Genomic DNA, 21,358 nt, shown 5'->3' with positions numbered 1-21,358 from the left:
GGCAGCACCGGCCCCAGACGACCCGCGCCACCAAGGACCGGGAAACAACCATGCGCCGCCTGACCCTCGCCCTCCTCGCCGCCGCCGCCATCACCGCGCCCGCCCTCGCCGCGGGCGGCATCGGCCTGCAGGGCCAGAACCCGCTCGGCGAGAGCACCGACGCCTTCCCGCGCATCGTCAGCCCGGCCGGTCCCAAGATCGAGCGGATCAATCAGGCCCTTACCCGCGCCGACGCCCGCGCCAAGAAGGCGATGAAGGACTGCGGCAAGGCCCCCAACACCTACGAGCGCGCCATCACCGCCCCGATGACCGGCGAGCCCTTCCTGAGCCTGGTCGCCAGCGACTACGCCGAATGCGGCGGGGCCCATCCCAGCCTCGGCCAGCTGGCCCTGACCTATGACCTCGGCACGGGCAGGCCCATCAACTGGGCGGACTATCTGCCCGCCGACCTGATCCAGCCCGAGGAACTGATCGACGCCGGAGACGGCAGCCAGATCGGCGCCACCAAGGCCCCCGCGCTGCTCGATTTCTACCGCGTCGCCGCCAAAGCCCAACGGGCGGACCGCGACTGCGACGATGTCCTCGACGGCGACCTGTCCCTGGTCCTCTGGATCGACGCCAAGCAGCAGGGCGTCGCCATCGCCCCCACCAACCTGCCCCATGTCGTTCAGGCCTGCGGCGAGACGGTCGTCATGAAGACCGACGAGCTGCGCAAGCGCGGCGCCAAGCCGGCCCTGACCGACGCCATCGACGCCGCCAAGAAAGCGAAAAACTACCAATGAAGCTCGGCACGCCCCTCGCCCCCAACGCCGTCAAGGTGATGCTGCTCGGATGCGGTGAGCTCGGCAAGGAGGTCGTCATCGAGCTGCAACGGCTCGGCGTCGAGGTGATCGGCGTTGATCGCTACGCCAATGCCCCGGCCATGCAGGTCGCCCACCGCAGCCACGTCATCCAGATGACCGATGCCAGCGCCTTACGCGCCCTCGTCGAAGCCGAGCGCCCGCACCTGATCGTGCCGGAGATCGAGGCCATCGCCACCGACGAGCTGGCCCGCATCGAGGCCGATGGCCTGGCCACCGTCATCCCCACCGCCCGCGCCACCCAGCTGACCATGAACCGCGAGGGCATCCGCCGCCTGGCCGCCGAGGAGCTGGGTCTGCCGACCAGCCCCTACGCCTTCGCCACCAGCCAGGCCGAGCTGGAAGCCGGCGCCGCAGCCGTCGGCTTCCCCTGCTTCGTCAAACCGGTGATGAGCAGCTCCGGCAAGGGCCAGTCCTATGTCGAGACGCCCTTCGACGTCGCCGCCGCCTGGGAATACGCCTTGTCGGCCGGCCGCGTCGCCGAGGCCAAGGTCATCGTCGAGGGCCGTATCACCTTCGACTACGAAATCACCCTGCTGACCGTCCGCTCCCTCGATGCGGCCGGAAACATCCAGACCAGCTTCTGCGCCCCCGTCGGCCACCGCCAGGTCAAGGGCGACTATGTGGAAAGCTGGCAGCCCCAGGCGATGAGTCCCCTCGCCCTGGAACGCGCGCGCGACATGGCCGGAAAGGTCACGGCGGCGCTTGGCGGGCGAGGCCTGTTCGGTGTCGAGCTGTTCGTGAAGGGCGACGACGTCTGGTTCAGCGAGGTCAGCCCCCGCCCGCACGACACGGGCCTCGTCACCCTCGCCACCCAGACCTTCAGCGAATTCGCCCTCCACGCCCGCGCCATCCTCGGCCTGCCGGTCGACGTCACGCTGGAACGCCCCGGCGCCAGCGCGGTGATCTACGGTGGCATGGACGCCACCGGCGTCGGCTTCGAGGGCGTCGCCCAGGCACTCAGCGTCCCCGGCGCGGACATCCGCCTGTTCGGCAAACCCGAAGCTTTCGAACGCCGCCGCATGGGCGTCGCGATCGCGCGCGGAGACGACACGGATGAGGCGCGGGCCCGCGCGACGGAAGCGGCCGGCAAGGTTCGCGTCGTCAAATCATCGGATTCCTTCTCCCGGAAAGCGGGAGAAGGATCGCGAAAGCGTCACATCCCGTAACCCTCCTTGACCCCCGTAAGGGTTGACTTCCCGCCCCCCAAACGCAAAACCCCCCGCCAACTCAGAACATCGTTGGCGGGAGCCCAAAACCCATGACCATCCGCGTCGCCATCAACGGCTTTGGCCGTATCGGCCGTCTCGTTCTCCGCTCGATCGCCGAGCATGGCCGCACGGACATCGAGGTTGTTGGCATCAACGACCTGGGTCCCGTCGAGACCAACGCCCACCTGCTGCGCTACGACAGCGTCCATGGCCGCTTCCCCGGCACGGTGACGACCGGTGAAGACTGGATCGACGTCGGCATGGGCAAGATCAAGGTCACCGCCGAGCGCGACCCGGCCAACCTGCCGCACAAGGCCCTGGGCGTCGACATCGCCTTCGAATGCACCGGCATCTTCACGTCCAAGGACAAGGCCAGCGCTCACCTGACCGCCGGCGCCAGGCGCGTCCTCGTCTCGGCCCCGGCCGACAACGCCGACAAGACCATCGTCTACAAGGTCAACCACGAGACCCTGACCGCCGACGACATCGTCGTCTCCAACGGCAGCTGCACCACCAACGCCCTCGCCCCGGTCGCCAAGGTCCTGCACGACCTGTTCGGCATCGAGCGCGGCTACATGACCACCATCCACAGCTACACCGGCGACCAGCCGACGCTCGACACCATGCACAAGGACCTCTACCGCGGCCGCGCCGCCGCCCTGAGCATGATCCCGACCTCGACCGGCGCCGCCAAGGCGCTGGGCCTGGTGCTGCCGGAACTGAAGGGCAAGCTGGACGGCTCCTCGATCCGCGTGCCGACGCCGAACGTCTCGGTCGTCGACCTGAAGGTCGTGGCCGGCCGCGATGTCACGGCCGAAGAGATCAACGCCGCCCTGCAGGCCGCCGCCGATGGCCCGATGTCGGGCGTCCTGGCCACCACCAACGACCCGCTGGTCTCCATCGACCTGAACCACGTCGCCGCCAGCTCGACCGCCGCCCTGCCGCAGACGCAGGTCGTCGACGGCAAGCTGGCCCGGGTCCTGACCTGGTACGATAACGAATGGGGCTTCGCGACGCGGATGAGCGACACCGCGCTGGTGATGGCGAAGTTCCTCTAAGGGAACAGTTCGTACTCGACGGTTGTGCAAGCACGTACATCGCAGATCAGGACGACCCACTCATTTCGGATGAACACTCGCCGCTTCACGACGAGCATGCAGTTTCCTCCGGTTTGAGTGGGGTCGCCGATCCATCGATCAAATTGCCCGATCTCATCACCAATCTGCGGAAGTATGCCGCCGAATGCGCTTAGTTTAGGATCGCCATGATCGTGGAGACCCTCCGCATCTTCGGTGAAGACTCGAATTTGAAGCTCGTTGTCCATCGTCTTTCCTCGCTGAGTCTAAACTCATGACCCGATTCCGCTCCCTCGAAACCGCCGACCTCGCCGGCAAGCGCGTCCTGGTCCGGGTTGATCTCAATGTCCCGATGGCCGACGGGGCGATCACCGACGACACCCGCCTGCGCGCCGTGCTGCCGACCATCCACTACCTGTCGACCAAGGGCGCCAAGACCATCCTGCTGGCCCACTTCGACCGGCCCAAGGGCAAGCGCGTGCCAGAGATGAGCCTGGCCCCCATCGCCAAGCCCCTGTCGGCCCTGCTCGAACAGCCGGTCCTGTTCGGCGACGACTGCATCGGCAAGCCCGCCTACGACGTGATCACCAGGCTCGAGAACGGCGGCGTCGCCCTGCTTGAAAACCTGCGCTTCCATCCCGGCGAGGAAAAGAACGACCCGGCCTTCGTCACCGAACTGGCGGCCCTGGGCGATCTCTACGTCAACGACGCCTTCAGCGCCGCCCACCGCGCCCACGCCTCGACCGACGGCGTCGCCCGCCTGCTCACCGCCTACCCGGGCCTCTCCATGCAGCGCGAGCTGGAGGCCCTCGACGCGGCGCTGGGCGCCCCCAAGCGCCCGGTGCTCGGCATCGTCGGCGGCTCCAAGGTCTCGACCAAGCTCGACCTCCTGAACAACCTGGTGACCAGGCTCGACCGCCTCGCCATCGGCGGCGGCATGGCCAACACCTTCCTGGCCGCGCAAGGCATCGACGTCGGCGCCAGCCTCTGCGAGCACGACCTGGGCGACACCGCCCGCGAGATCATGGAGTCGGCGAAAAAGGCCGGCTGCGAACTCCTCCTTCCCGTCGACGTCGTCACCGCCACCGAGTTCAAGGCGAACGCCGCCCACAAGGTCCAGGGCCTGGACAGCATCGCCGCCAACGAGAGCATCCTCGACGCCGGTCCCGAGACGACCAAGCGCCTGCTGGCCGCCATGGACGCCTCCGCCACCCTGATCTGGAACGGCCCCCTCGGCGTCTTCGAACTGCCCCCCTTCGACGCCGCCACCGTCGCGGCCGCGAAGCACGCGGCTGAGCTGACCACGGCCGGCAAGCTGATCGCCGTCGCCGGCGGCGGCGACACCGTCGCGGCCCTGAACCATGCCGGCGTCGCGGCCGAGATGACGTTCGTCAGCACCGCCGGCGGCGCCTTCCTCGAATGGATGGAAGGCAAGGAACTGCCGGGCGTCGAGGCGTTGCAGGTCTGATCCGTCCAGACTCTCACCCCGTGAAGCGGGCGGAAAGTTTGAGTGGTTGCGCCGGCGCCGGTCTTCCCTTCAAGATCGGATTCGAACGAGCGTTTGTTTCAGCCAGCGCCGTCAACCAAGGGGAAGAGACCACATGTTTTCGCACATCATGATCGGCACCAACGACCTGGACCGCGCCAAGTCCTTCTACGACGCCCTGCTCGGCACGCTGGGGGTTCCCCCGGCCCACGTCGATGGCCACCGCATCTTCTATATGACCCCGACCGGCGTGTTCTCGGTCAGCAAGCCGATCAATGGTGAGCCGGCCACCGCGCCGAACGGCGGCACCATCGGCTTCGCCTGCAAGGACGCGGCCCAGGCCGATGCCTGGCATGCGGCTGGCGTCGCCGCCGGCGGTTCGACCTGTGAAGACCCGCCCGGCGTGCGCGAAGGCGCCACCGGCAAGATGTACCTCGCCTATCTGCGCGATCCGGACGGCAACAAGCTCTGCGCCCTGCACAGGATGTAGTCGCCACAGCGGCGCCGGCTCGCCCCGGCGCCGTTCCTTTGAGGAACACCATGCATACCGGCTCCTGCCTCTGCGGCGCGGTCCGCTTCCGGACCGACGCGGTCATCGACCACTCCGACGCCTGCCATTGCAGCCAGTGCCGCAAGGCCTCCGGCCACTTCTGGGCCTCGGCCGATGTGCCCAAGGAGGCCCTGACCATCGAGGACGAGGTCAGCGCGCTGCGCTGGTACGCCTCCTCCGAAAAGGTCCGCCGCGGCTTCTGCGGAACCTGTGGCTCACAGCTGTTCTGGGACCCGGTCCATGGCAAGAGCATCGCCTTCGCCATGGGCGCGCTGGACGGACCAACCGGCCTCAAGCTGAGCAAGCACATCTTCGTCGGCAGCAAGGGCGACTACTACGAGATCGCCGACGGCCTGCCGCAGGAAGGGCTCTAGTCCGGGCAGTCGAAGAGCATGGCGATGGTCTGCAGGGGCTCTTCCTCGACCACAGGACCGCCATGGGCCTCGGCGAGCTCCATCAGAAATTCTCGCGCCTCGCTGATCCCGGCCTGGAACAGGCCGCAGTCGCTCGCGTAGGCCGTCTGGCCGACACCGTTGCGGGCCGCGTCGAAACTGCCCCAGACCGGATGAGTGCAGATGAGGTTGTCGGTCGCCCGGGCGAAGCCGACCGCGCCGACCGAATCGACCGCCGTCTCGATGATGGCCACATCCTTCGGATCGACAACCACCGGCGAGCCCTTGGCGCCGAGCAGCACGCCCTGCCCGGACGGACTCACCTCCAGAGTCAGGGCGTGCCGAAACCGTCCGCGGTCCCGGCTCCAGCTAAACCGGTAGAGCCGTCCGCCATCCACTGTTGCCGCCTGTGCCCGCTCGTACTGCTCGCGTTCCGCCTTCCCAGCGGCATCGCGTTCAAGGTTTTCCCGGCGGTTGGTCTCTTCGCCCTGCTTGAGCCAGGCGACCTCTTCCGGCGTTCGCGGCTCCCGGCCGACGCAGACCCCCTTCAGGCCGGCCAGAGACGGCTGCGAGGCGCAGCCGGCCAGGACCAGGGCAATCAACAGGAGACCACAACGCCTGACCATCACCCCGCCTCCCGCCGAGCCCGCGAAAGGCTCCACGATAGGTCGTTCCCGCCCATCATTTGATCACGCATCCGTGACACCGGGGGTGACTCTGGCGCGGGCCTTGTCTAAACCCGCCCGACAAAATCAGAACACGACGCAAGGAGTACTCCGTGGCCCGCATCACCCTGCGCCAACTGCTCGACCACGCCGCCGAGCACGACTACGGCCTGCCCGCCTTCAACATCAACAACATGGAACAGGGCCTGGCCATCATGGAGGCGGCCGACGCCGTCGACGCGCCGGTCATCATCCAGGCCAGCCGCGGGGCGCGGAACTACGCCAACGACATCATGCTGGCCCGGCTGATCGACGCCCTTGTCGAGATCTACCCGCACATCCCTGTCTGCATGCACCAGGACCACGGCAACGGCCCGGCCACCTGCGCTACCGCCATCCAGTACGGCTTCACCAGCGTGATGATGGACGGCAGCCTGGAAGAGGACGCCAAGACCCCGGCCAGCTACGAGTACAACGTCGAGGTCACCCGCCGCGTCGTCGAGATGGCCCACAGCTGCGGCGTCTCCGTCGAGGGCGAGCTGGGCGTGCTCGGCAGCCTGGAAACCGGCATGGGCGAGGCCGAGGACGGCCACGGCTTCGAGGGCAAGCTCGACCATTCGGCCCTGCTGACCGATCCGGACCAGGCCGTCGACTTCGTCAAGAAGACCCAGGTCGACGCCCTCGCCATCGCCATGGGCACCAGCCACGGCGCCTACAAGTTCAGCCGCCAGCCCGACGGCGCGGTGCTGGCCATGAACGTCATCGAGGAAATCCACCGCCGCCTGCCCAACACCCACCTGGTGATGCACGGCAGCTCCTCGGTCCCGAAGGACCTGCAGGAGATCATCAACGCCTACGGCGGCGAGATGCCCGAGACCTGGGGCGTGCCGGTGGAAGAGATCCAGCGCGGCATCAAGCACGGCGTGCGCAAGATCAACATCGACACCGACAACCGCATGGCCATGACCGGCGCCATCCGCCGCGTCCTGTCGCAAAAGCCCGGCGAGTTCGACCCGCGCGCCTACCTGAAGCCCGCCAAGGAAGCCATGCGCAAGATCTGCCAGCAGCGCTTCGAGGAGTTCGGCGCCGAAGGCTGGGCCGGCAAGATCAAGCCGCTGAGCACGGCGAAGATGGCCAAGCGCTACGAGAGCGGCGAACTGACGATCAAGATCGACAAGAGCCTGCAACCGGCCTGACCGAATGCGACCTCCCTCCCCGAATTGGGGAGGGCAGGCGCGCGTTGCGCGCCGGGTGGGGCAGTGGGTCACCGGCCCCGCCGGTTAGGCTTCTCAGCGCGTACTTTCGAGCTCCACGGACCGACTTCCCCACCCGACGCGCGTAACCGCGCGTCTGCCCTCCCCATTCGGGGAGGGAGGTATACAGTCGATCCCATGCGCCTCCTCCCGCTCGTCCTGATCGCCAGCCTCCTCGCCACTGCCGCCGCGGCGCACGAGTCCTGGCTCCTGCCCGCAGCCGCCCCCGCCAAGGTCGGCCAGCCGGTCACCCTTGGCTTCACCAGCGGCATGGCCTTCCCCATCCCCGACACCGGCCCCAAGCCCGAGCGCGTCGCACACCTCGTCGCCCTCATGATGTGCGACGAACAGCCGGCGACCATCGTCGGCCCGGCCCCCGGCGCGCTCGAGGTCGCCTTCACGCCCGAGCGCAAGGGCCTGGCGGTCGTCGCCCTGTCGCTGAAGGCCCATCCCATCGTCATGGCCTCCATCGACGTCGCCGAATACTTCGACGAGGCCGATCCTGGTCTTGATGTCCTTGCCGCCTGGAAAACCGTCGAGGCGCGGGGCGAGTGGCGGGAGACCTACGTCAAGAACGCCAAGGCTCTGGTCTGCGTCGAGACCTGCGACGGCGAGGACCGTAGCGGCATGCACCTGATCGGTCAGGGGCTGGAGTTCCTGGCCAGCGAGCCGGGTCCCGCCCCCCGCCGCTTCCGGCTGGTCACCCCCGAGGGGCCTCGCGCCAACCACACCGTCCGCCTGTTCGTCCCCGGCCAGCCCGGCCGCAAGTTGAGGACCAACGCCGCCGGCATCCTCGACTTGCCGGCCGACGTCAGCGGTGTCTTCATGCTCTCCGCCGTCTGGCTGCGCCCGCCGCCCTCGCCGGACGGGTCATTCACCAGCGACTTCGCCTCGATCGTGGTCGGCCGATGAGCCCGCTGGAGATCGCCGCCGCGGTCTTCTCGGCCCTCAGTGTCCTGTTCACCGTCCGCCGCAGCCTGTGGCTCTGGCCGACCGGTCTGATCGGCACGGCCCTCTATTTCGTCGTCTTCCTGCAGGCCCGCCTCTACGGCAGCGCCGGCCTGCAGGTCTTCTTCCTGGTCATCCAGCTCTACGGCTGGTGGTGGTGGGCCAGGGGCAAGGCTGGCGAAGAGCCGCCCATCGCCCGCCTGCCCCGGCGCGCCGTGCTGCTGACAGCCCTCGCCGCCGTCGCCGCCGCCGGGATAGCCGCCTGGGGCCTGACCGCCTTCACCGACGCCCGCGCCGCCCCGGCCGACATGCTGATCACCACCCTCAGCATCGCCGCCCAGTGGCTGCTGTCGCGCAAGATCCTCGAGAACTGGCTGTTCTGGATCGCCGTCGATGTGCTGGCCATCGGCGTCTACGCCAGCCAGGGCCTGGCCCTGACCGCCGGCCTCTACGGCCTGTTCCTCGCCATGGCCTGCTGGGGCCTGTGGGAATGGCGCCGATCCCTGCGGGCCGGAGCAACGGCGTGACCGCCCCCTTCGGCCGGCCACAACGCGGTTTCCTGCTCGGCAAGTTCATGCCGCCGCACGCCGGCCACCAATACCTCTGCGACTTCGCCCGCGCCTACTGCGAGCATCTCACCATCCTGGTCTGCAGCCTCGACCGCGAACCCATCCCCGGCCATCTGCGCGCCGCCTGGATGCGCGAGCTCTACCCCGACTGCCGCGTCGTCCACTTCAGCGAAGACGTACCGCAGGAGCCGCAGGATCACCCCGACTTCTGGGACATCTGGCGCGGGATTTCGAAGGACGCCCACCCCGAGCCGGTCGATGTCGTCTTCGCGTCCGAGCCCTACGGCGCCCGCCTGGCCGAGGAACTGGGCGCCCGCTTCGTGCCCGTCGATCCCGGCCGCGAGACGCAGGCCATCAGCGGCACAGCCGTCCGCGCCGCCCCCTTCCGCCACTGGTCCATGCTGCCGGCTCCGGTCCGCGCCTGGTACACCCCGCGCATCTGCCTGTTCGGTCCCGAGAGCACCGGCAAGACCACGCTGGCCCGCCGGTTGGCCGACCATTTCGCCACCGTCGTCGCCCCCGAATACGGCCGCACCTACACCGAGGTGTTCGGCACGGAGGTCAACGCCGAGGACCTGATCCACATCGCCGCCGGTCATCAGGCCGGCGTCGCCGCCGCCGCCCGGGCCGCCAACCGCCTGCTGATCTGCGACACCGACCCGGTGCTGACGGCCGTCTGGTCACGCATGCTGGTGGGCCGGCCGTTGCCTCAGCTCGAGGCCTTCGACGACCTCTGCGACCTCTACCTGCTGACCGACATCGACGCGCCCTGGGTCGACGACGGAACCCGCTACTTTCCGCAGGACGACACCCGCCGCCGCTTCTTCGACCTCTGCCGGGCCGAACTCGACCGTCGCGGCGCCCGCTACATCACCCTGAGCGGCGGCTGGAACGACCGCTTTGAGACCGCCGTCGCCGCCATCCACGAACGCTGGCCGGACCTCTAGGCGTCGATATCCGCGCCCTTCATTTCCTTCACGAACAGGAACCCGATCAACGCCGTCGCCGCGGCCACCACCACGGGATACCAGAGCCCGTAGTAGATGTTGCCCGTCGCCGCGACCATCGCGAACGCCGTGGTCGGCAGGAAGCCACCGAACCAGCCGTTGCCGATGTGATAGGGCAGGCTCATCGAGGTGTAGCGGATACGGGCCGGGAACATCTCGACCAGGGCCGCCGCGATCGGCCCGTAGACCATGGTCACCAGCAGCACGAGTGCGAACAGGATGGCCACCACCATCGGCTTGTTCATCTTCTCAGGCTCAGCCTTGGCCGGATAGCCGGCGGTCTTCAGCGCCGCGCCCAGCTGCTTGCGCCAGGCGGTCTGGGCCTCGGTGAAGGCCTTGGTCGGCATGCTCGCCCCCTCGAAGGACGCGACCTTCGTCCCGCCGACCTCGACCGCCGCCAAGGTCCCGGCCGGCGCGGCGACGTTCTCGTAGGAGACCCCCGCAGAAGCCAGCGCTGACTTGGCGACGTCGCAGCTGCTTGTGAAGGCGGTCTTGCCTACCGGATCGAACTGGAAGGCGCAGGCCGCCGGATCGGCGATGACCCGCACCGGCGCGCTGGCGCTCGCCGCCGCCAGGGCGGGATTGGCCGCCACGGTCAGGGCCTTGAACAGCGGGAAGAAGCTCAGCGCCGCGATCAGGCAGCCGGCCAGGATGATCGGCTTGCGGCCGACCTTGTCCGACAGCCAGCCGAAGACGATGAAGAACGGCGTTCCCAGCAGCAGCGCCACCGCCACCAGCATGTTGGCTAGCGAACCATCCACCTTCAGCGTCTTCTCCAGGAAGAACAGCGCGTAGAACTGCCCCGTGTACCAGACCACCGCCTGGCCCGCCGTCAGCCCGACCAGCGCCAGGATCACCAGCTTCAGGTTCCTGGGTTCGGCGAAGGCTTCGCTCAGCGGCTTCTTCGCCGCCCGGCCCTCGTCGACCATCTTCTGGAACACCGGGCTCTCGTTGAGCCGCAGCCGGATCCACAGCGACACGACCAGCAGCAGGGCCGAAGCCAGGAACGGGATCCGCCAGCCCCAGTCGGCAAAGGCGTCCTCCCCCGTCTGCCCCCGCACGCCCAGGATGACGATCAGTGACAGGAACAGCCCCAGCGTCGCCGTTGTCTGGATGAAGCTGGTGTAAAGCCCCCGCTTCCCCGGCGGCGCATGCTCGGCGACATAGGTCGCCGCCCCGCCGTACTCGCCGCCGAGCGCCAGCCCCTGGATCAGCCGCATCAGCACCAGCAGGATCGGCGCCGCCACCCCGATGGTCTTGTAGTCCGGCAACAGCCCCACCACGAAGGTCGAGCCGCCCATCAGCAGCATGGTCACCAGAAAGGTGTTCTTGCGCCCCCACAGATCGCCCAGCCGCCCGAACACCACCGCCCCGAACGGCCGCACGAAGAACCCGGCCGCAAAGGCCAGCAGGGCGAAGATGTAGCCCGTGGTCTCGTTGACCCCGCTGAAGAAATGCTTGGAGATGAAGCCGGCCAGCGAGCCGTAGAGGTAGAAGTCGTACCATTCGAAAATGGTCCCCGCCGACGCCCCGCCGATCACCGTCAGGTGGCCTCCGCCCCGCTTCACGTCGCTCATCCCCGTCTCCCCGTATTTTCCGCAAAGCTAGACTGAATCCGCGCCCGGATGACAGAGCCGCCTGCGGGCGCTAGAACCCCGGTCCCGATTTCATGTCCAGACAGAAGACCGACGATGGCCGGCCACTCAAAATTCAAGAACATCATGCACCGCAAGGGCCGCGCCGACGCCGCCCGGTCCAAGCTGTTCTCAAAGCTCTCGCGCGAGATCACCGTGGCCGCCAAGACCGGCCTGCCCGATCCCTCGATGAACCCGCGCCTGCGCCTGGCGGTCAACAACGCCAAGTCCGAAAGCCTGCCCAAGGACGTCATCGAACGCGCCATCAAGAAGGGCCAGGGCGGCGACGCCGAAAGCTATGACGAGATCCGCTACGAAGGCTTCGGCCCCGGCGGCGTCGGCGTCATCGTCGAGGCCCTGACCGACAACAAGAACCGCGCCGCCGCCAACGTCCGCTCGATCTTCGCCAAGAACGGCGGGGCGCTTGGCGAGACCGGCTCGGTCAGCTTCAACTTCGACCGCATGGGCCAGATCACCTACCCCGCCTCGGCCGGCAGCGAGGACGCCGTCATGGAAGCCGCCATCGAGGCCGGCGCCGAGGACGTCGAGTCCGACGAAGAGAGCCACGTCATCTGGACCGCCTTCGAGGACATGACCGCCGTCATCGACGCCCTCGCCGCAACCCTCGGTGATCCCAAGACCACCGCCATCACCTGGCGGCCGAAGATGCTGGTCCCGGTCGAGGGCGACGCCGTGGCCACGATCATGAAGCTGATCGACACCCTCGACGACGAAGACGACGTCCAGAACGTCTACGCCAACTTCGACATCAGCGACGAGGATTTGGCCAAGCTGGGGTGATGCCCGGGGACATGTTCGATTTGCGCAGCAAATCGTACGTGTCCCCTCTTCCTTCAGCGGGCGAAAACCCAAGAGGGGACACGTACGGATTTCTGCGAAATCCGAACATGTCCCCGGAATTACAAACCTATTTCCAACTCTGGCGAACGGGTGAATGATCCGCTCCCGGAGGGTTATCCATGGAATTTCTCGACGCTCGGGTCTTTCATCCCGAGTACTATCTGCCCCTCGTCGGCGCCCTGGTCGCCGGCAGTCTGATCGGCGTCGAACGCGGTCATCGCGGCCAGCCGGCCGGCTTTCGCACCCACGCTCTGCTTTGCCTGACCAGCGCCATGCTGATGGTCGCGGCCAACCACCAGATCGCCTGGGTCGGCGGCGGCACGCCGCATGACGTCATCCGCATCGACCCCGTGCGCATGAGCCACGGCATCCTGACCGGCGTCGGCTTCCTCGGCGGCGGCGTCATCTTCCGCGAAGGCTTCACCGTCCACGGCCTGACCACAGCGGCCTCGATCTGGATCACCTCGGCGCTCGGCATCCTCTACGGCGTCGGCTTCTGGAGCGTGGCGATCGGCGGCACCGTGCTGGCCCTGATCATCCTCAACACCTTCCGCGTCATCGACCGCTGGCTGCCGCAACAGGCGCTGGCCGAGGTGACCATCCGCTACGCCCGCGACTCGGCCCCCGACACCGCCGAACTGCGCCGCCAGATTCTCGAACTCGGCCTCGACCCGGCCCCCTTCAGCCACCGCCTGATGAAGAAGGGCGCCCTGATCGAGCACGGCGCCACCGTCCGCGCCAACAGCCGCGCCAAGATGGACCTGCTGGCCGCCATGCTGCGCGACAACCGCAATGTGGTGGAATTCGAGATCGCGCCGCGTAACCACTAGCGTTTGCACTTTCTTCAGACTCGTCGCCAATGTAGGGAAACATATGGCGAACACGATCCGACTCCTCGGGCTCGATCCGGGCCTACGCAAGACCGGCTGGGGCGTCATCGACGTCGAGGGCGCCCGGCTGAGCTGGGTCGCGCACGGGGTCATCTCGCCCGACGACAAGGCCCCCTTCTCCGACCGCCTGCTCTGCCTGTTCGAAGGCATCACCGGCGTCATCGAGACCTACGCCCCGCATGAGGCCGCGGTGGAGGAGACCTTCCTCAACACCAACGCCCAGTCGACCCTGAAGCTCGGCCACGCCCGCGCCGCCGCCATGATCGCCCCGGCCCGCGCCGGCCTGCTGGTCGCCGAATACAGCGCCAAGGAGGTCAAGAAGTCCGTCGTCGGCACCGGCGGCGCCGACAAGACCCAGGTCGCCTACATGATCGCCCGCCTGCTGCCCGCCGCCGGCGGTGCCACGGCCGACGCCGCCGACGCGCTTGCGGTCGCCATCGCCCACGCCCACGCCCGCAAGGCCCGCGCCATCGGGCAGGTCACCCACCACAGCCTGCGCAAGGCGCTGGGGAGGGTTGCATGATCGGCCGTCTGCGCGGCATCGTCGCCGAGATCGGCGAAGACGAGTGCCTGATCGATGTCGGCGGCGTCGGCTACGTCGTCCGCTGCGGGGCCCGCACCCTGAGCCGCCTGCCGCCGGTCGGCGAGGAGACGGTGCTCCATACGGAAAACCCCTGGAGCGAGCAGATCGGCCCGCAGCTCTACGGTTTTCTCGCGCGCGACGAGCGCCGCGCCTTCGTCCTGCTGCGCGCCATCCAGGGCGTCGGTCCCAAGGCGGCCATGGCCGTGCTCGATGTCGCCAGCCCGGCCGAACTGGCCGGCGCCATCGCCCGCGACGACAAGGCCCTGATCGGCCGCGCCAACGGGGTCGGCCCCAAGCTCGCCCAACGCATCGTCACCGAGCTGAAGGACAAGCCGATCAGCGACGGCCCGGCCATCTTCGCCCCCAACACCGCCGCCCCCCGCGCCGCCGCGCCCAGCGCCACCGGCGAAGCGGTCTCGGCCCTCATGGGCCTAGGCGTCGCCGAACCGATGGCGCGCCGGGTGATCGAACAGGCCTCGCTGCGGCTGGGGGAAGAGGCCGATGTGTCCGCCCTGATCAAGGCCGGCCTGCAGGAGCTCGGACGATGAGCCCGGCCGCCAACCTCCCTCCCCGAATGGGGAGGGCAGACGCGCGGTTACGCGCGTCGGGTGGGGAAGTCGGTCTGAGACGGACGAGACGATCCACCGAGAAGCCTTACCGGCCCGGGCCAGTGACCCACTGCCCCACCCGGCGCGCAACGCGCGCCTGCCCTCCCCATTCGGGGAGGGAGGTCGCATGACCCGCATCGTCTCCCCCAACGAGGCCCCCACCGAGGGCCCCGACAAGGCCATGCGGCCCCAGACCCTGGCCGAGTTCGTCGGCCAGCAGGGCGCCAAGGCCAACCTCAAGGTCTTCATCGACGCCGCCCGGGGTCGCGGCGAGCCGCTCGACCACGTCCTGCTGTTCGGCCCGCCGGGCCTAGGCAAGACCACCCTGGCCCAGATCGTCGCCCGCGAACTGGGCGTCAACTTCCGCGCCACCTCCGGCCCGGTGCTGGCCAAGGCCGGCGATCTGGCCGCCATCCTGACCAACCTCGAACCCAACGACGTCCTGTTCATCGACGAAATCCACCGCCTCTCGTCGAACGTCGAGGAAATCCTCTACCCGGCCATGGAGGACCAGGTCCTCGACCTGGTCATCGGCGAAGGCCCCTCGGCCCGCTCGATCCGCATCGATCTGGCTCCCTTCACCCTGGTCGCCGCCACCACCCGCGCCGGCCTGCTCGCCACGCCCCTGCGCGACCGCTTCGGCATCCCCATCCGCCTGGAGTTCTACACGAAGGACGAGCTCAAGCTGGTCATCGACCACGCCTCACGCCGCATGGGCATCGCCGTCAGCGACGACGGCGCCGCCGAGATCGCCGCCCGCTCGCGGGGCACGCCCCGCGTCGCCGGCCGCCTGCTGCGCCGGGTCCGCGACTTCGCCGCCGCCGACGGGGCTGAAATTATCGACCAGAAGCATGCGGCCCGCGCCCTGGCCCGCCTGGAAGTCGACGAGCATGGCCTCGACAGCCTCGACCGCCGCTACCTGCGCGCCCTGATCGAGCACTACAACGGCGGCCCGGCCGGGGTCGAAACCCTCGCCTACGCCATCGCCGAGGCCCGCGACGCCGTCGAGGACGTCATCGAGCCCTACCTGATGCAGCAGGGCTTCATCCAGCGCACCCCGCGCGGCCGCGTCGCCTGCGGCAAGGCCTATCTGCATCTGGGCTTGGCGGAGCCGCCGACCCCGCCGGGCCTGCCGCCCAAGGCGCAAGGGACGCTATTCGAGGAATAAAAAACCCAAAACGGGTCATTTGAGAATTCCTGATCGGGAACTCTGTTATCCCGACGCCGATTGTACCGGCATCAGGTCGTCCCGAGTTCGTGTCATATCTCCCTTTCACCTCGCCCTGATCCCGGAGACGCATTTGCACTCCCCGCTGGATCATCAAACCTGCGTCGCCCGCCTGAAGGCCGGCGTCGATAGTCCCTGGACCGTTTTCGGCCGCAAGCCGATCATCGGCGAGGTCGGCCCCCTCTACGCCAGCCTGCGCCGCCGCGTCCGCTGGCGGAGTCTGTTCCGCGTCTGCCTGGACGTCAGCCTTCAGGGCGATGGCGCCGCCACCACCCTGATCTGTCGCCGCGGCCTGCACCCCCTCGCGGCGCTGTTCGCCGGAGGCTGGTTCGGCCTGCTGATCACCGTCGTCGGCCTGGCCAGCGCCTTCGCCGTGGCGGGCGGCCTGCTGGAACGCTACTGGCCGATCCTGATCGTCGCCCCGACCCTTCTGGCCGCCATCCTGCTGGCCTTCCTGTTCGGCCGGGGCGATCCGACGCGAGACCACGCCTTCCTCATAGAGCGGCTGGCCCGTATGACGGAGGCGACCGAGGTCTGAGGGGGCGTCACGGATGGGATTGTTGGACTGGCTCGGCCCACGGCGGGACATCGTCCGGTCGACCCTGACCCCGCAGGCCTGCGCCAAGGATCTTTCGATGGGCCTGGACGGCACTTTGGGCCTGTTCGGCGGCAAGCCGGTCATAGGCCAGGTCAGCTCTCAGGGCGGCTGGCTGCGCAAACGCATCTGGTACCGAAACAGCTTTCAGACCGTCATGCGCCTCTCCATCCAGGAGACGGCCGGCGGCAGCCGGATCCTCGCCCGATCCTCCATGCCGATTTTCGCCACCCTCTTCATGGCCTTCTGGTTCGGTTTCATCGGCCTCGTCACGCTGGGGACGCTTGGCGCGCATGGCGCCGGCCCCTCGGGACTGCCTGACCTACTCTTCATTCTGGCCTTCGGCGTCGGCCTGGTCGCCTTCTGCCGCTGGCTGGCCCGGGATGAGCATGATTTCCTGCTGGCCTTCATCCGGAACCAGGTCGATGGAGAGATCGAATCTCCCGCCGACGCCCGCTCAAGCCCGCCGATCGTCAGCTAGAAAGGCCGCGATGTCCGACCTTCCCGAACCCACCGCCGGTCTCTTCGTCGGCCGCGAGCACCGCCTGCCCGTTCGCATCTACTACGAGGACACCGACTTCTCCGGCGTCGTCTACCACGCCAACTACCTGCGCTATCTCGAGCGCGGCCGCAGCGACTTCCTGCGCCTGGCCGGCGTCTCGCACAGCGACCTGCTGGATGGCGAACAGCCGATCGCCTTCGTCGTCACCCGCATGGAACTCGACTTCAAGCGCCCGGCCCGCATCGACGACGCCCTGGTCGTCCGCACCACCTATGACCGCGTCAAAGGCCCCCGCCTGTTCATCAGCCAGACCATCACCCGCGGCGACGACCTGATCGCCCAGGCCGTGGTCAACGCCGCCTGCATCCGCCTCGACGGCCGCCCCTCGAAACCGCCGCCCGGCATGGCCGAAAAGCTCCGCCCCTGGTTCGCCCCGGAATAAACTCCGGGTGATATTATCGCCCAATTCGGGCGCTTCGCCGAACCCGCGCCGAAAGCGTCTCCGCCGTGGGCACGCGGCGACCCACTTTTGCCGCCGGTCGACCTACGCACGACCCACGGACCGGGCTACAAAACCAGCGCCCCGGCCACGGCAAAAAGACAGGCCGATCAACCCCTTGTCGCAGTTGTCCGGCTGGCGGGCCCTCGCATGGGCTATAATGTAGGTCCGCTTCGATAGCGCCCCGATCGCCCCCGCCCCCGCGCCGCCCCGATTTTGCACGCAGCCGACGAGCGGACGTGCATTCCGGTCACAGCTGGTTAACCACTAGGGCACATGTCTTTTCGACGCCTTATTGTCACCAAACCCAGCCAGATGATGCGGGTAAGACGACACTGATTTCGGGGGAGCCCAAAGCCGCATGGAACCGCACGCCGTCACGGCCGAGAGCTTTTCGTTCATCGCCCTGTTCCTGAAGGCCGACTGGGTCATCAAGGGCGTCATGGTCGGCCTCGCCATCGCCTCGCTGGTCAGCTGGGCGGTGATCATCGACAAGTTCGTCCGCTTCGGCGGCCTCAACCGCCAGGCCAACGCCTTCGAGGACAAGGTCGGCTCGGGCCGTCCCCTCGAAGAAGTCGCCCAGGAGGCCGGCAATTCGAAACACCCCCTGCCCCGCCTGCTCAACGCCGCCCTGCGCGAATGGCGCGACACCCGGGCCAAGGGCGCCATCGGCGATACCCAGACCGCCCTGCTGATCCAGCGCATCGACCGCGTGCTCGACAGCAATATCGCCCGCGAAAGCCAGAAGGCCGAAGAGGGTCTGGGTACGCTTGCCATCGTCGCCACCGCCAGCCCCTTCATCGGCCTGTTCGGCACCGTCTGGGGCATCATGAACGCCTTCAAGAACATCGCGCTGGAGCAGAACACCTCCCTGCCCGTGGTTGCCCCCGCTATCGCGGAAGCCTTGTTCGCCACGGCGCTTGGCCTGATCGCCGCTATTCCCGCCTACATCGCCTACAACAAGTTCTCGACCGACGCCGGCAAGTTCGCCGCCCGTCTGGAAGGCTTCGCGGACGACCTGTCGACCGCCATCCAGCGCCGCCTGGCCGAGAAGGTCTAGGAGGGTGGCGCTTTCCTCCAACGACGCCTTCGGGGCGGGCGGCGGTCGCCGTCGGCGCCGTGGCCGCGGCCGGCGCGGCGCCCTGTCGGAGATCAACGTCACCCCGCTGGTCGACGTCATGCTGGTGCTGCTGATCATCTTCATGATCTCGGCCCCCCTGCTGACCAGCGGGGTCTCCATCGAACTGCCCAAGACCGAGGCCGGCTCGCTGCAGGACCAGTCCGAGCCCCTGACCCTGACGGTCCGCAAGGACGGCAAGCTCTATGTCGGCGAGGAGGAGGTGCCCTTCGCCGCCCTCAAGGCCCGGCTGGCAGCCATGTCCAACGAGAACTTCGAGCGCCCGATCTATGTCCGCGCCGATGGCCTGGCTTCCTACGAGGTGGTGGCCCAGGTGATGGCGGCGATCAGCACCGGCGGCTTCACCAGGATCAACCTGATCACCGACACCGGCGGCCCGACCAGCGGCCCCAAGTCCGAGGCGGCGTCGGAATGATTGAGGGCGCGCGCGTCTCCATCCTCCCCCGTTCACGGGGGAGGGGGACCGCCCGCGCAGCGGGTGGTGGAGGGGGCGAGGGCCGTGCGCCGACGTCGCCGATCCCGCGCGGCCACCATTCTTCGCCCTCCCACGCTGCTCACTCCGTCACTCGCCCCCTCCACCATCGCCTTCGGCGACGGTCCCCCTCCCCCGTAAACGGGGGAGGATGAGACCCCCATGGCCCGGGAACGTCGCCAGCTCGCCCCCGCTCTCATCGCCTCGGTGGTCGTCCACCTGAGCGTGGCCGCGCTTGCCCTGTTCGCCTGGCCGCACCCGTCCAAACCGATCACCCTCGGCGCCGTGCCGGTGACCATCGTCACCGAGGGCCCGGCCGAGCTGCGCAAGACCGAGGAAGGCCCTGAGCTCGACGCCCTGACCGAGGAACCGATCCCGGAACTGCCGCCCGAGCCCGTCGCTCCGCCGGCCCCCGTGCCGACCCCGACGCCTGAGCCCAAGCCGACGCCCGAGAAGCCGAAGGAGAAGGCCAAGCCGACGCCCTCTCCAACGCCGAAGAAACAGACCAACCTCGACTTCGATGACCTTGAGAAGCGCCTGAAGAACAACGGCGGCGGCCGGCCCGAGGGCGGCGGAACCAAGGGGCCGCCCCGGCCCCCGACCTCGCCCAAGCCGACACCCAACGGCGGGGCCGGCGGTGGTCCGCCCGGCGAATGGCTGCAGGGCCTGCTGGCCGACCTCTACAAATACTGGCGGCCCAACTGCTTCGTCGAAGGCGGCCGGTCGGTGAGGGTCTCGGTCAAGGTGGTGCTGTCGCCGTCGGGCCGCGTTATCGGCGAGCCGGAGATCATCCGCAGCTCCGGCGCCAGCCCGGAACTGGTCGAGGCCGGCAAGACCCGGGCGATCCTGGCCGTCAATCGCGCCCAACCGTTCAAGAACATGCCGCCCGAACTGGCCGGCGACAGCCTGACCCTCAACTTCGACGCCCAGAAGGCCTGTGCTCTATGAGCCGCCTCATTCCCGTCCCCGACCTGCGCGAAGCTGCGCAGCCCTGCGCCACGAGGAGCCCGACATGACTCTCCGCCACCTGCTCTTCGCGCTCTGCGCCCTGATCATGGGAACGGCCGCCCTGCCCGGCGTCGCCGCCGCCCAGATCGAGGTCGACGTCAACCAGGGCAACATCCAGCCGGTGCCGATCGCCATTCCCGCCTTCAGCGGCGGCCGCGGCGGCGACATCGCCGGGGTGATCAGCGCCAACCTCGAGCAGTCGGGCCTGTTCGCGCCGGTCAATCCGGCCGCCTTCCCCGAGCGCAACCTCGACATCGCCATCCAGCCCAACTTCGAGGCCTGGAAGACCATCGACACCCAGGTGCTGGTCAACGGCCAGGTGACCACCGAGGGCGACGGCCGCCTGCGCGTCGACTTCCGCCTCTGGGACATCGGCTCGGGCACCCAGCTGCTCGGCCTGCAATTCACCTCGACGCCGGAAAACTGGCGCCGCGTGGCCCACAAGATCAGCGACCAGATCTACCAGCGGCTGACCGGCGAAAGCGGCTATTTCGACACCCGCGTCGTCTTCATCGCCGAGAGCGGCCCGCGCGGAAAGCGCGTCAAACGCCTGTCGATCATGGACCAGGACGGGGCCAACAACAGCTACCTGACCGACGGCAGCTACATCGTCATGACCCCGCGCTTCTCGGCCAACAGCCAGGAGATCACCTACATGGCCCTGCGGCCGACGGGGTCGTCGATCTATCTGTTCAACATCTCGACCGGGCGGCAGGAAACGCTCGGCCGCTTCCCCGGCATGGTCTTCGCCCCGCGCTTCTCGCCGAACGGCGACCGCGTCGTCTTCAGCGTCGAGAAGAACGGCAACAGCGACCTCTACCTGATGGACCTGCGCAGCCGGGGCCAGACCCGACTGACCAGCGACCCGGGCATCGACACCTCGGGCAGCTTCTCGCCCAACGGCGGCCAGATCGTCTTCAACTCCGATCGCGGCGGCAGCCCCCAGCTCTACGTCATGAACGCCGACGGCTCGGGCGTGCGCCGCATCAGCCGGGGCGGCGGCCGCTACACCACCCCCGTCTGGAGCCCCCGGGGCGACTTCATCGCCTTCACCAAGCAATCGGGCGGCCAGTTCCACATCGGGGTGATGAAGCCCGACGGGTCGGACGAACGGATCCTCACCACCAGCTACCTCGATGAAGGCCCGACCTGGGCGCCGAACGGCCGGGTGCTGATGTTTTTCCGCGAAGGGCGGGGTGGCGAGCCGCGTCTGTGGAACGTGGACATCACCGGCCGCATTCTACGTCCAGCCCCCTATCGGGGCTCGGGATCCGACCCGGCATGGTCACCGTTGCTGGACTAGTCGGGAACAGAAGGTTCAAT

At 68.2% G+C, this 21,358-nt stretch carries 25 protein-coding genes; 22 read left to right on the top strand and 3 right to left on the bottom strand.

From position 1 onward, the window contains the following. Positions 1–50: 50 nt before the first annotated feature. The 3 genes from O5I81_RS04575 (at position 51) to gap (ending at position 3,129) form a co-directional block, all read left to right on the top strand. Positions 51–782 carry a hypothetical protein gene (locus O5I81_RS04575; RefSeq protein WP_271067767.1) on the top strand — a complete coding sequence of 244 codons (732 nt, stop codon included), beginning with the start codon at positions 51–53 and terminating at the stop codon, positions 780–782. Next, a complete protein-coding gene (gene purT, locus O5I81_RS04570) occupies positions 779–2,029 on the top strand; it encodes a formate-dependent phosphoribosylglycinamide formyltransferase (RefSeq protein WP_271067766.1) in 1,251 nt (416 codons plus the stop codon). Before O5I81_RS04575 ends, purT begins: the two co-directional genes overlap by 4 nt. Before the next feature lie 92 nt (positions 2,030–2,121). Next, on the top strand, positions 2,122–3,129 hold the full coding sequence (gene gap, locus O5I81_RS04565; protein ID WP_271067765.1) for a type I glyceraldehyde-3-phosphate dehydrogenase: 1,008 nt from the start codon (positions 2,122–2,124) through the stop codon (positions 3,127–3,129). Here the strand turns inward: gap and O5I81_RS04560 are convergent. Next, entirely contained in the window at positions 3,126–3,395 is a 270-nt protein-coding gene (locus tag O5I81_RS04560) for a hypothetical protein (RefSeq protein WP_271067764.1), read from the bottom strand. The genes gap and O5I81_RS04560 overlap by 4 nt on opposite strands. A gap of 26 nt (positions 3,396–3,421) precedes the next feature. On the opposite strand from O5I81_RS04560, the gene O5I81_RS04555 reads away from it, so the two are divergent. From O5I81_RS04555 to O5I81_RS04545, 3 genes are all read left to right on the top strand, one after another. Continuing rightward, entirely contained in the window at positions 3,422–4,615 is a 1,194-nt protein-coding gene (locus O5I81_RS04555) for a phosphoglycerate kinase (RefSeq protein WP_271067763.1), read from the top strand. A 133-nt stretch (positions 4,616–4,748) separates the two neighbouring features. Next, a complete protein-coding gene (locus O5I81_RS04550) occupies positions 4,749–5,123 on the top strand; it encodes a VOC family protein (RefSeq protein ID WP_271067762.1) in 375 nt (124 codons plus the stop codon). A gap of 50 nt (positions 5,124–5,173) precedes the next feature. Next, a complete protein-coding gene (locus O5I81_RS04545; RefSeq protein ID WP_271067761.1) occupies positions 5,174–5,557 on the top strand; it encodes a GFA family protein in 384 nt (127 codons plus the stop codon). Here the strand turns inward: O5I81_RS04545 and O5I81_RS04540 are convergent. After that, positions 5,554–6,177, bottom strand: a complete 624-nt coding sequence (locus O5I81_RS04540) for a hypothetical protein (RefSeq protein ID WP_271067760.1) — start codon at positions 6,175–6,177, stop codon at positions 5,554–5,556. The genes O5I81_RS04545 and O5I81_RS04540 overlap by 4 nt on opposite strands. 176 nt (positions 6,178–6,353) lie before the next feature. Between O5I81_RS04540 and fba the strand changes: the two genes are divergently transcribed. From fba to O5I81_RS04520, 4 genes are all read left to right on the top strand, one after another. Beyond that, positions 6,354–7,436, top strand: coding sequence for a class II fructose-bisphosphate aldolase (fba, locus tag O5I81_RS04535; protein WP_271067759.1), 1,083 nt, complete (start codon positions 6,354–6,356; stop codon positions 7,434–7,436). A 195-nt stretch (positions 7,437–7,631) separates the two neighbouring features. Continuing rightward, complete coding sequence (locus O5I81_RS04530; RefSeq protein ID WP_271067758.1) at positions 7,632–8,405, top strand: hypothetical protein; 774 nt, start codon at positions 7,632–7,634, stop codon at positions 8,403–8,405. Next, entirely contained in the window at positions 8,402–8,968 is a 567-nt protein-coding gene (gene pnuC, locus O5I81_RS04525; protein WP_271067757.1) for a nicotinamide riboside transporter PnuC, read from the top strand. The genes O5I81_RS04530 and pnuC overlap by 4 nt, the downstream gene beginning before the upstream one ends. Next, positions 8,965–9,957 (top strand): AAA family ATPase, encoded by a 993-nt coding sequence (locus O5I81_RS04520; RefSeq protein WP_271067756.1) that lies wholly within the window; start codon positions 8,965–8,967, stop codon positions 9,955–9,957. The genes pnuC and O5I81_RS04520 overlap by 4 nt, the downstream gene beginning before the upstream one ends. Here O5I81_RS04520 and O5I81_RS04515 read toward each other — a convergent pair. Continuing rightward, positions 9,954–11,594: an MFS transporter gene (locus O5I81_RS04515; RefSeq protein WP_271067755.1), complete on the bottom strand. Its 1,641-nt coding sequence runs from the start codon at positions 11,592–11,594 to the stop codon at positions 9,954–9,956. The genes O5I81_RS04520 and O5I81_RS04515 overlap by 4 nt on opposite strands. Positions 11,595–11,708: 114 nt before the next feature. On the opposite strand from O5I81_RS04515, the gene O5I81_RS04510 reads away from it, so the two are divergent. From O5I81_RS04510 to tolB, 12 genes are all read left to right on the top strand, one after another. Further along, positions 11,709–12,452, top strand: a complete 744-nt coding sequence (locus O5I81_RS04510; protein ID WP_271067754.1) for a YebC/PmpR family DNA-binding transcriptional regulator — start codon at positions 11,709–11,711, stop codon at positions 12,450–12,452. 179 nt (positions 12,453–12,631) lie between these two features. Next, positions 12,632–13,342 carry an MgtC/SapB family protein gene (locus O5I81_RS04505; protein ID WP_271067753.1) on the top strand — a complete coding sequence of 237 codons (711 nt, stop codon included), beginning with the start codon at positions 12,632–12,634 and terminating at the stop codon, positions 13,340–13,342. Positions 13,343–13,385: 43 nt separating this feature from the next. Further along, positions 13,386–13,925: a crossover junction endodeoxyribonuclease RuvC gene (ruvC, locus tag O5I81_RS04500; protein ID WP_271067752.1), complete on the top strand. Its 540-nt coding sequence runs from the start codon at positions 13,386–13,388 to the stop codon at positions 13,923–13,925. After that, positions 13,922–14,533 (top strand): Holliday junction branch migration protein RuvA, encoded by a 612-nt coding sequence (gene ruvA / locus O5I81_RS04495; protein WP_271067751.1) that lies wholly within the window; start codon positions 13,922–13,924, stop codon positions 14,531–14,533. The genes ruvC and ruvA overlap by 4 nt, the downstream gene beginning before the upstream one ends. Positions 14,534–14,720: 187 nt before the next feature. Next, positions 14,721–15,761, top strand: coding sequence for a Holliday junction branch migration DNA helicase RuvB (ruvB, locus tag O5I81_RS04490; RefSeq protein ID WP_271067750.1), 1,041 nt, complete (start codon positions 14,721–14,723; stop codon positions 15,759–15,761). Between the two features lie 133 nt (positions 15,762–15,894). Beyond that, entirely contained in the window at positions 15,895–16,359 is a 465-nt protein-coding gene (locus O5I81_RS04485) for a hypothetical protein (RefSeq protein WP_271067749.1), read from the top strand. 22 nt (positions 16,360–16,381) lie between these two features. Beyond that, positions 16,382–16,897, top strand: a complete 516-nt coding sequence (locus tag O5I81_RS04480) for a hypothetical protein (protein ID WP_271067748.1) — start codon at positions 16,382–16,384, stop codon at positions 16,895–16,897. Positions 16,898–16,907: 10 nt separating this feature from the next. Next, positions 16,908–17,360 (top strand): tol-pal system-associated acyl-CoA thioesterase, encoded by a 453-nt coding sequence (ybgC, locus tag O5I81_RS04475; RefSeq protein WP_271067747.1) that lies wholly within the window; start codon positions 16,908–16,910, stop codon positions 17,358–17,360. Between the two features lie 418 nt (positions 17,361–17,778). Then, positions 17,779–18,477: a protein TolQ gene (gene tolQ, locus O5I81_RS04470; RefSeq protein WP_271067746.1), complete on the top strand. Its 699-nt coding sequence runs from the start codon at positions 17,779–17,781 to the stop codon at positions 18,475–18,477. 4 nt (positions 18,478–18,481) lie between these two features. Next, positions 18,482–18,970, top strand: coding sequence for an ExbD/TolR family protein (locus O5I81_RS04465; RefSeq protein ID WP_271067745.1), 489 nt, complete (start codon positions 18,482–18,484; stop codon positions 18,968–18,970). A 219-nt stretch (positions 18,971–19,189) separates the two neighbouring features. Next, positions 19,190–19,975: an energy transducer TonB gene (locus O5I81_RS04460; RefSeq protein ID WP_271067744.1), complete on the top strand. Its 786-nt coding sequence runs from the start codon at positions 19,190–19,192 to the stop codon at positions 19,973–19,975. A 64-nt stretch (positions 19,976–20,039) separates the two neighbouring features. After that, positions 20,040–21,338, top strand: coding sequence for a Tol-Pal system beta propeller repeat protein TolB (tolB, locus tag O5I81_RS04455; RefSeq protein WP_271067743.1), 1,299 nt, complete (start codon positions 20,040–20,042; stop codon positions 21,336–21,338). Positions 21,339–21,358 lie beyond the last annotated feature (20 nt).

Source organism: Caulobacter sp. NIBR1757 (assembly GCF_027912495.1).
GTDB lineage: Bacteria > Pseudomonadota > Alphaproteobacteria > Caulobacterales > Caulobacteraceae > Caulobacter.
This window is presented reverse-complemented; position numbering and strand designations above follow the sequence as displayed.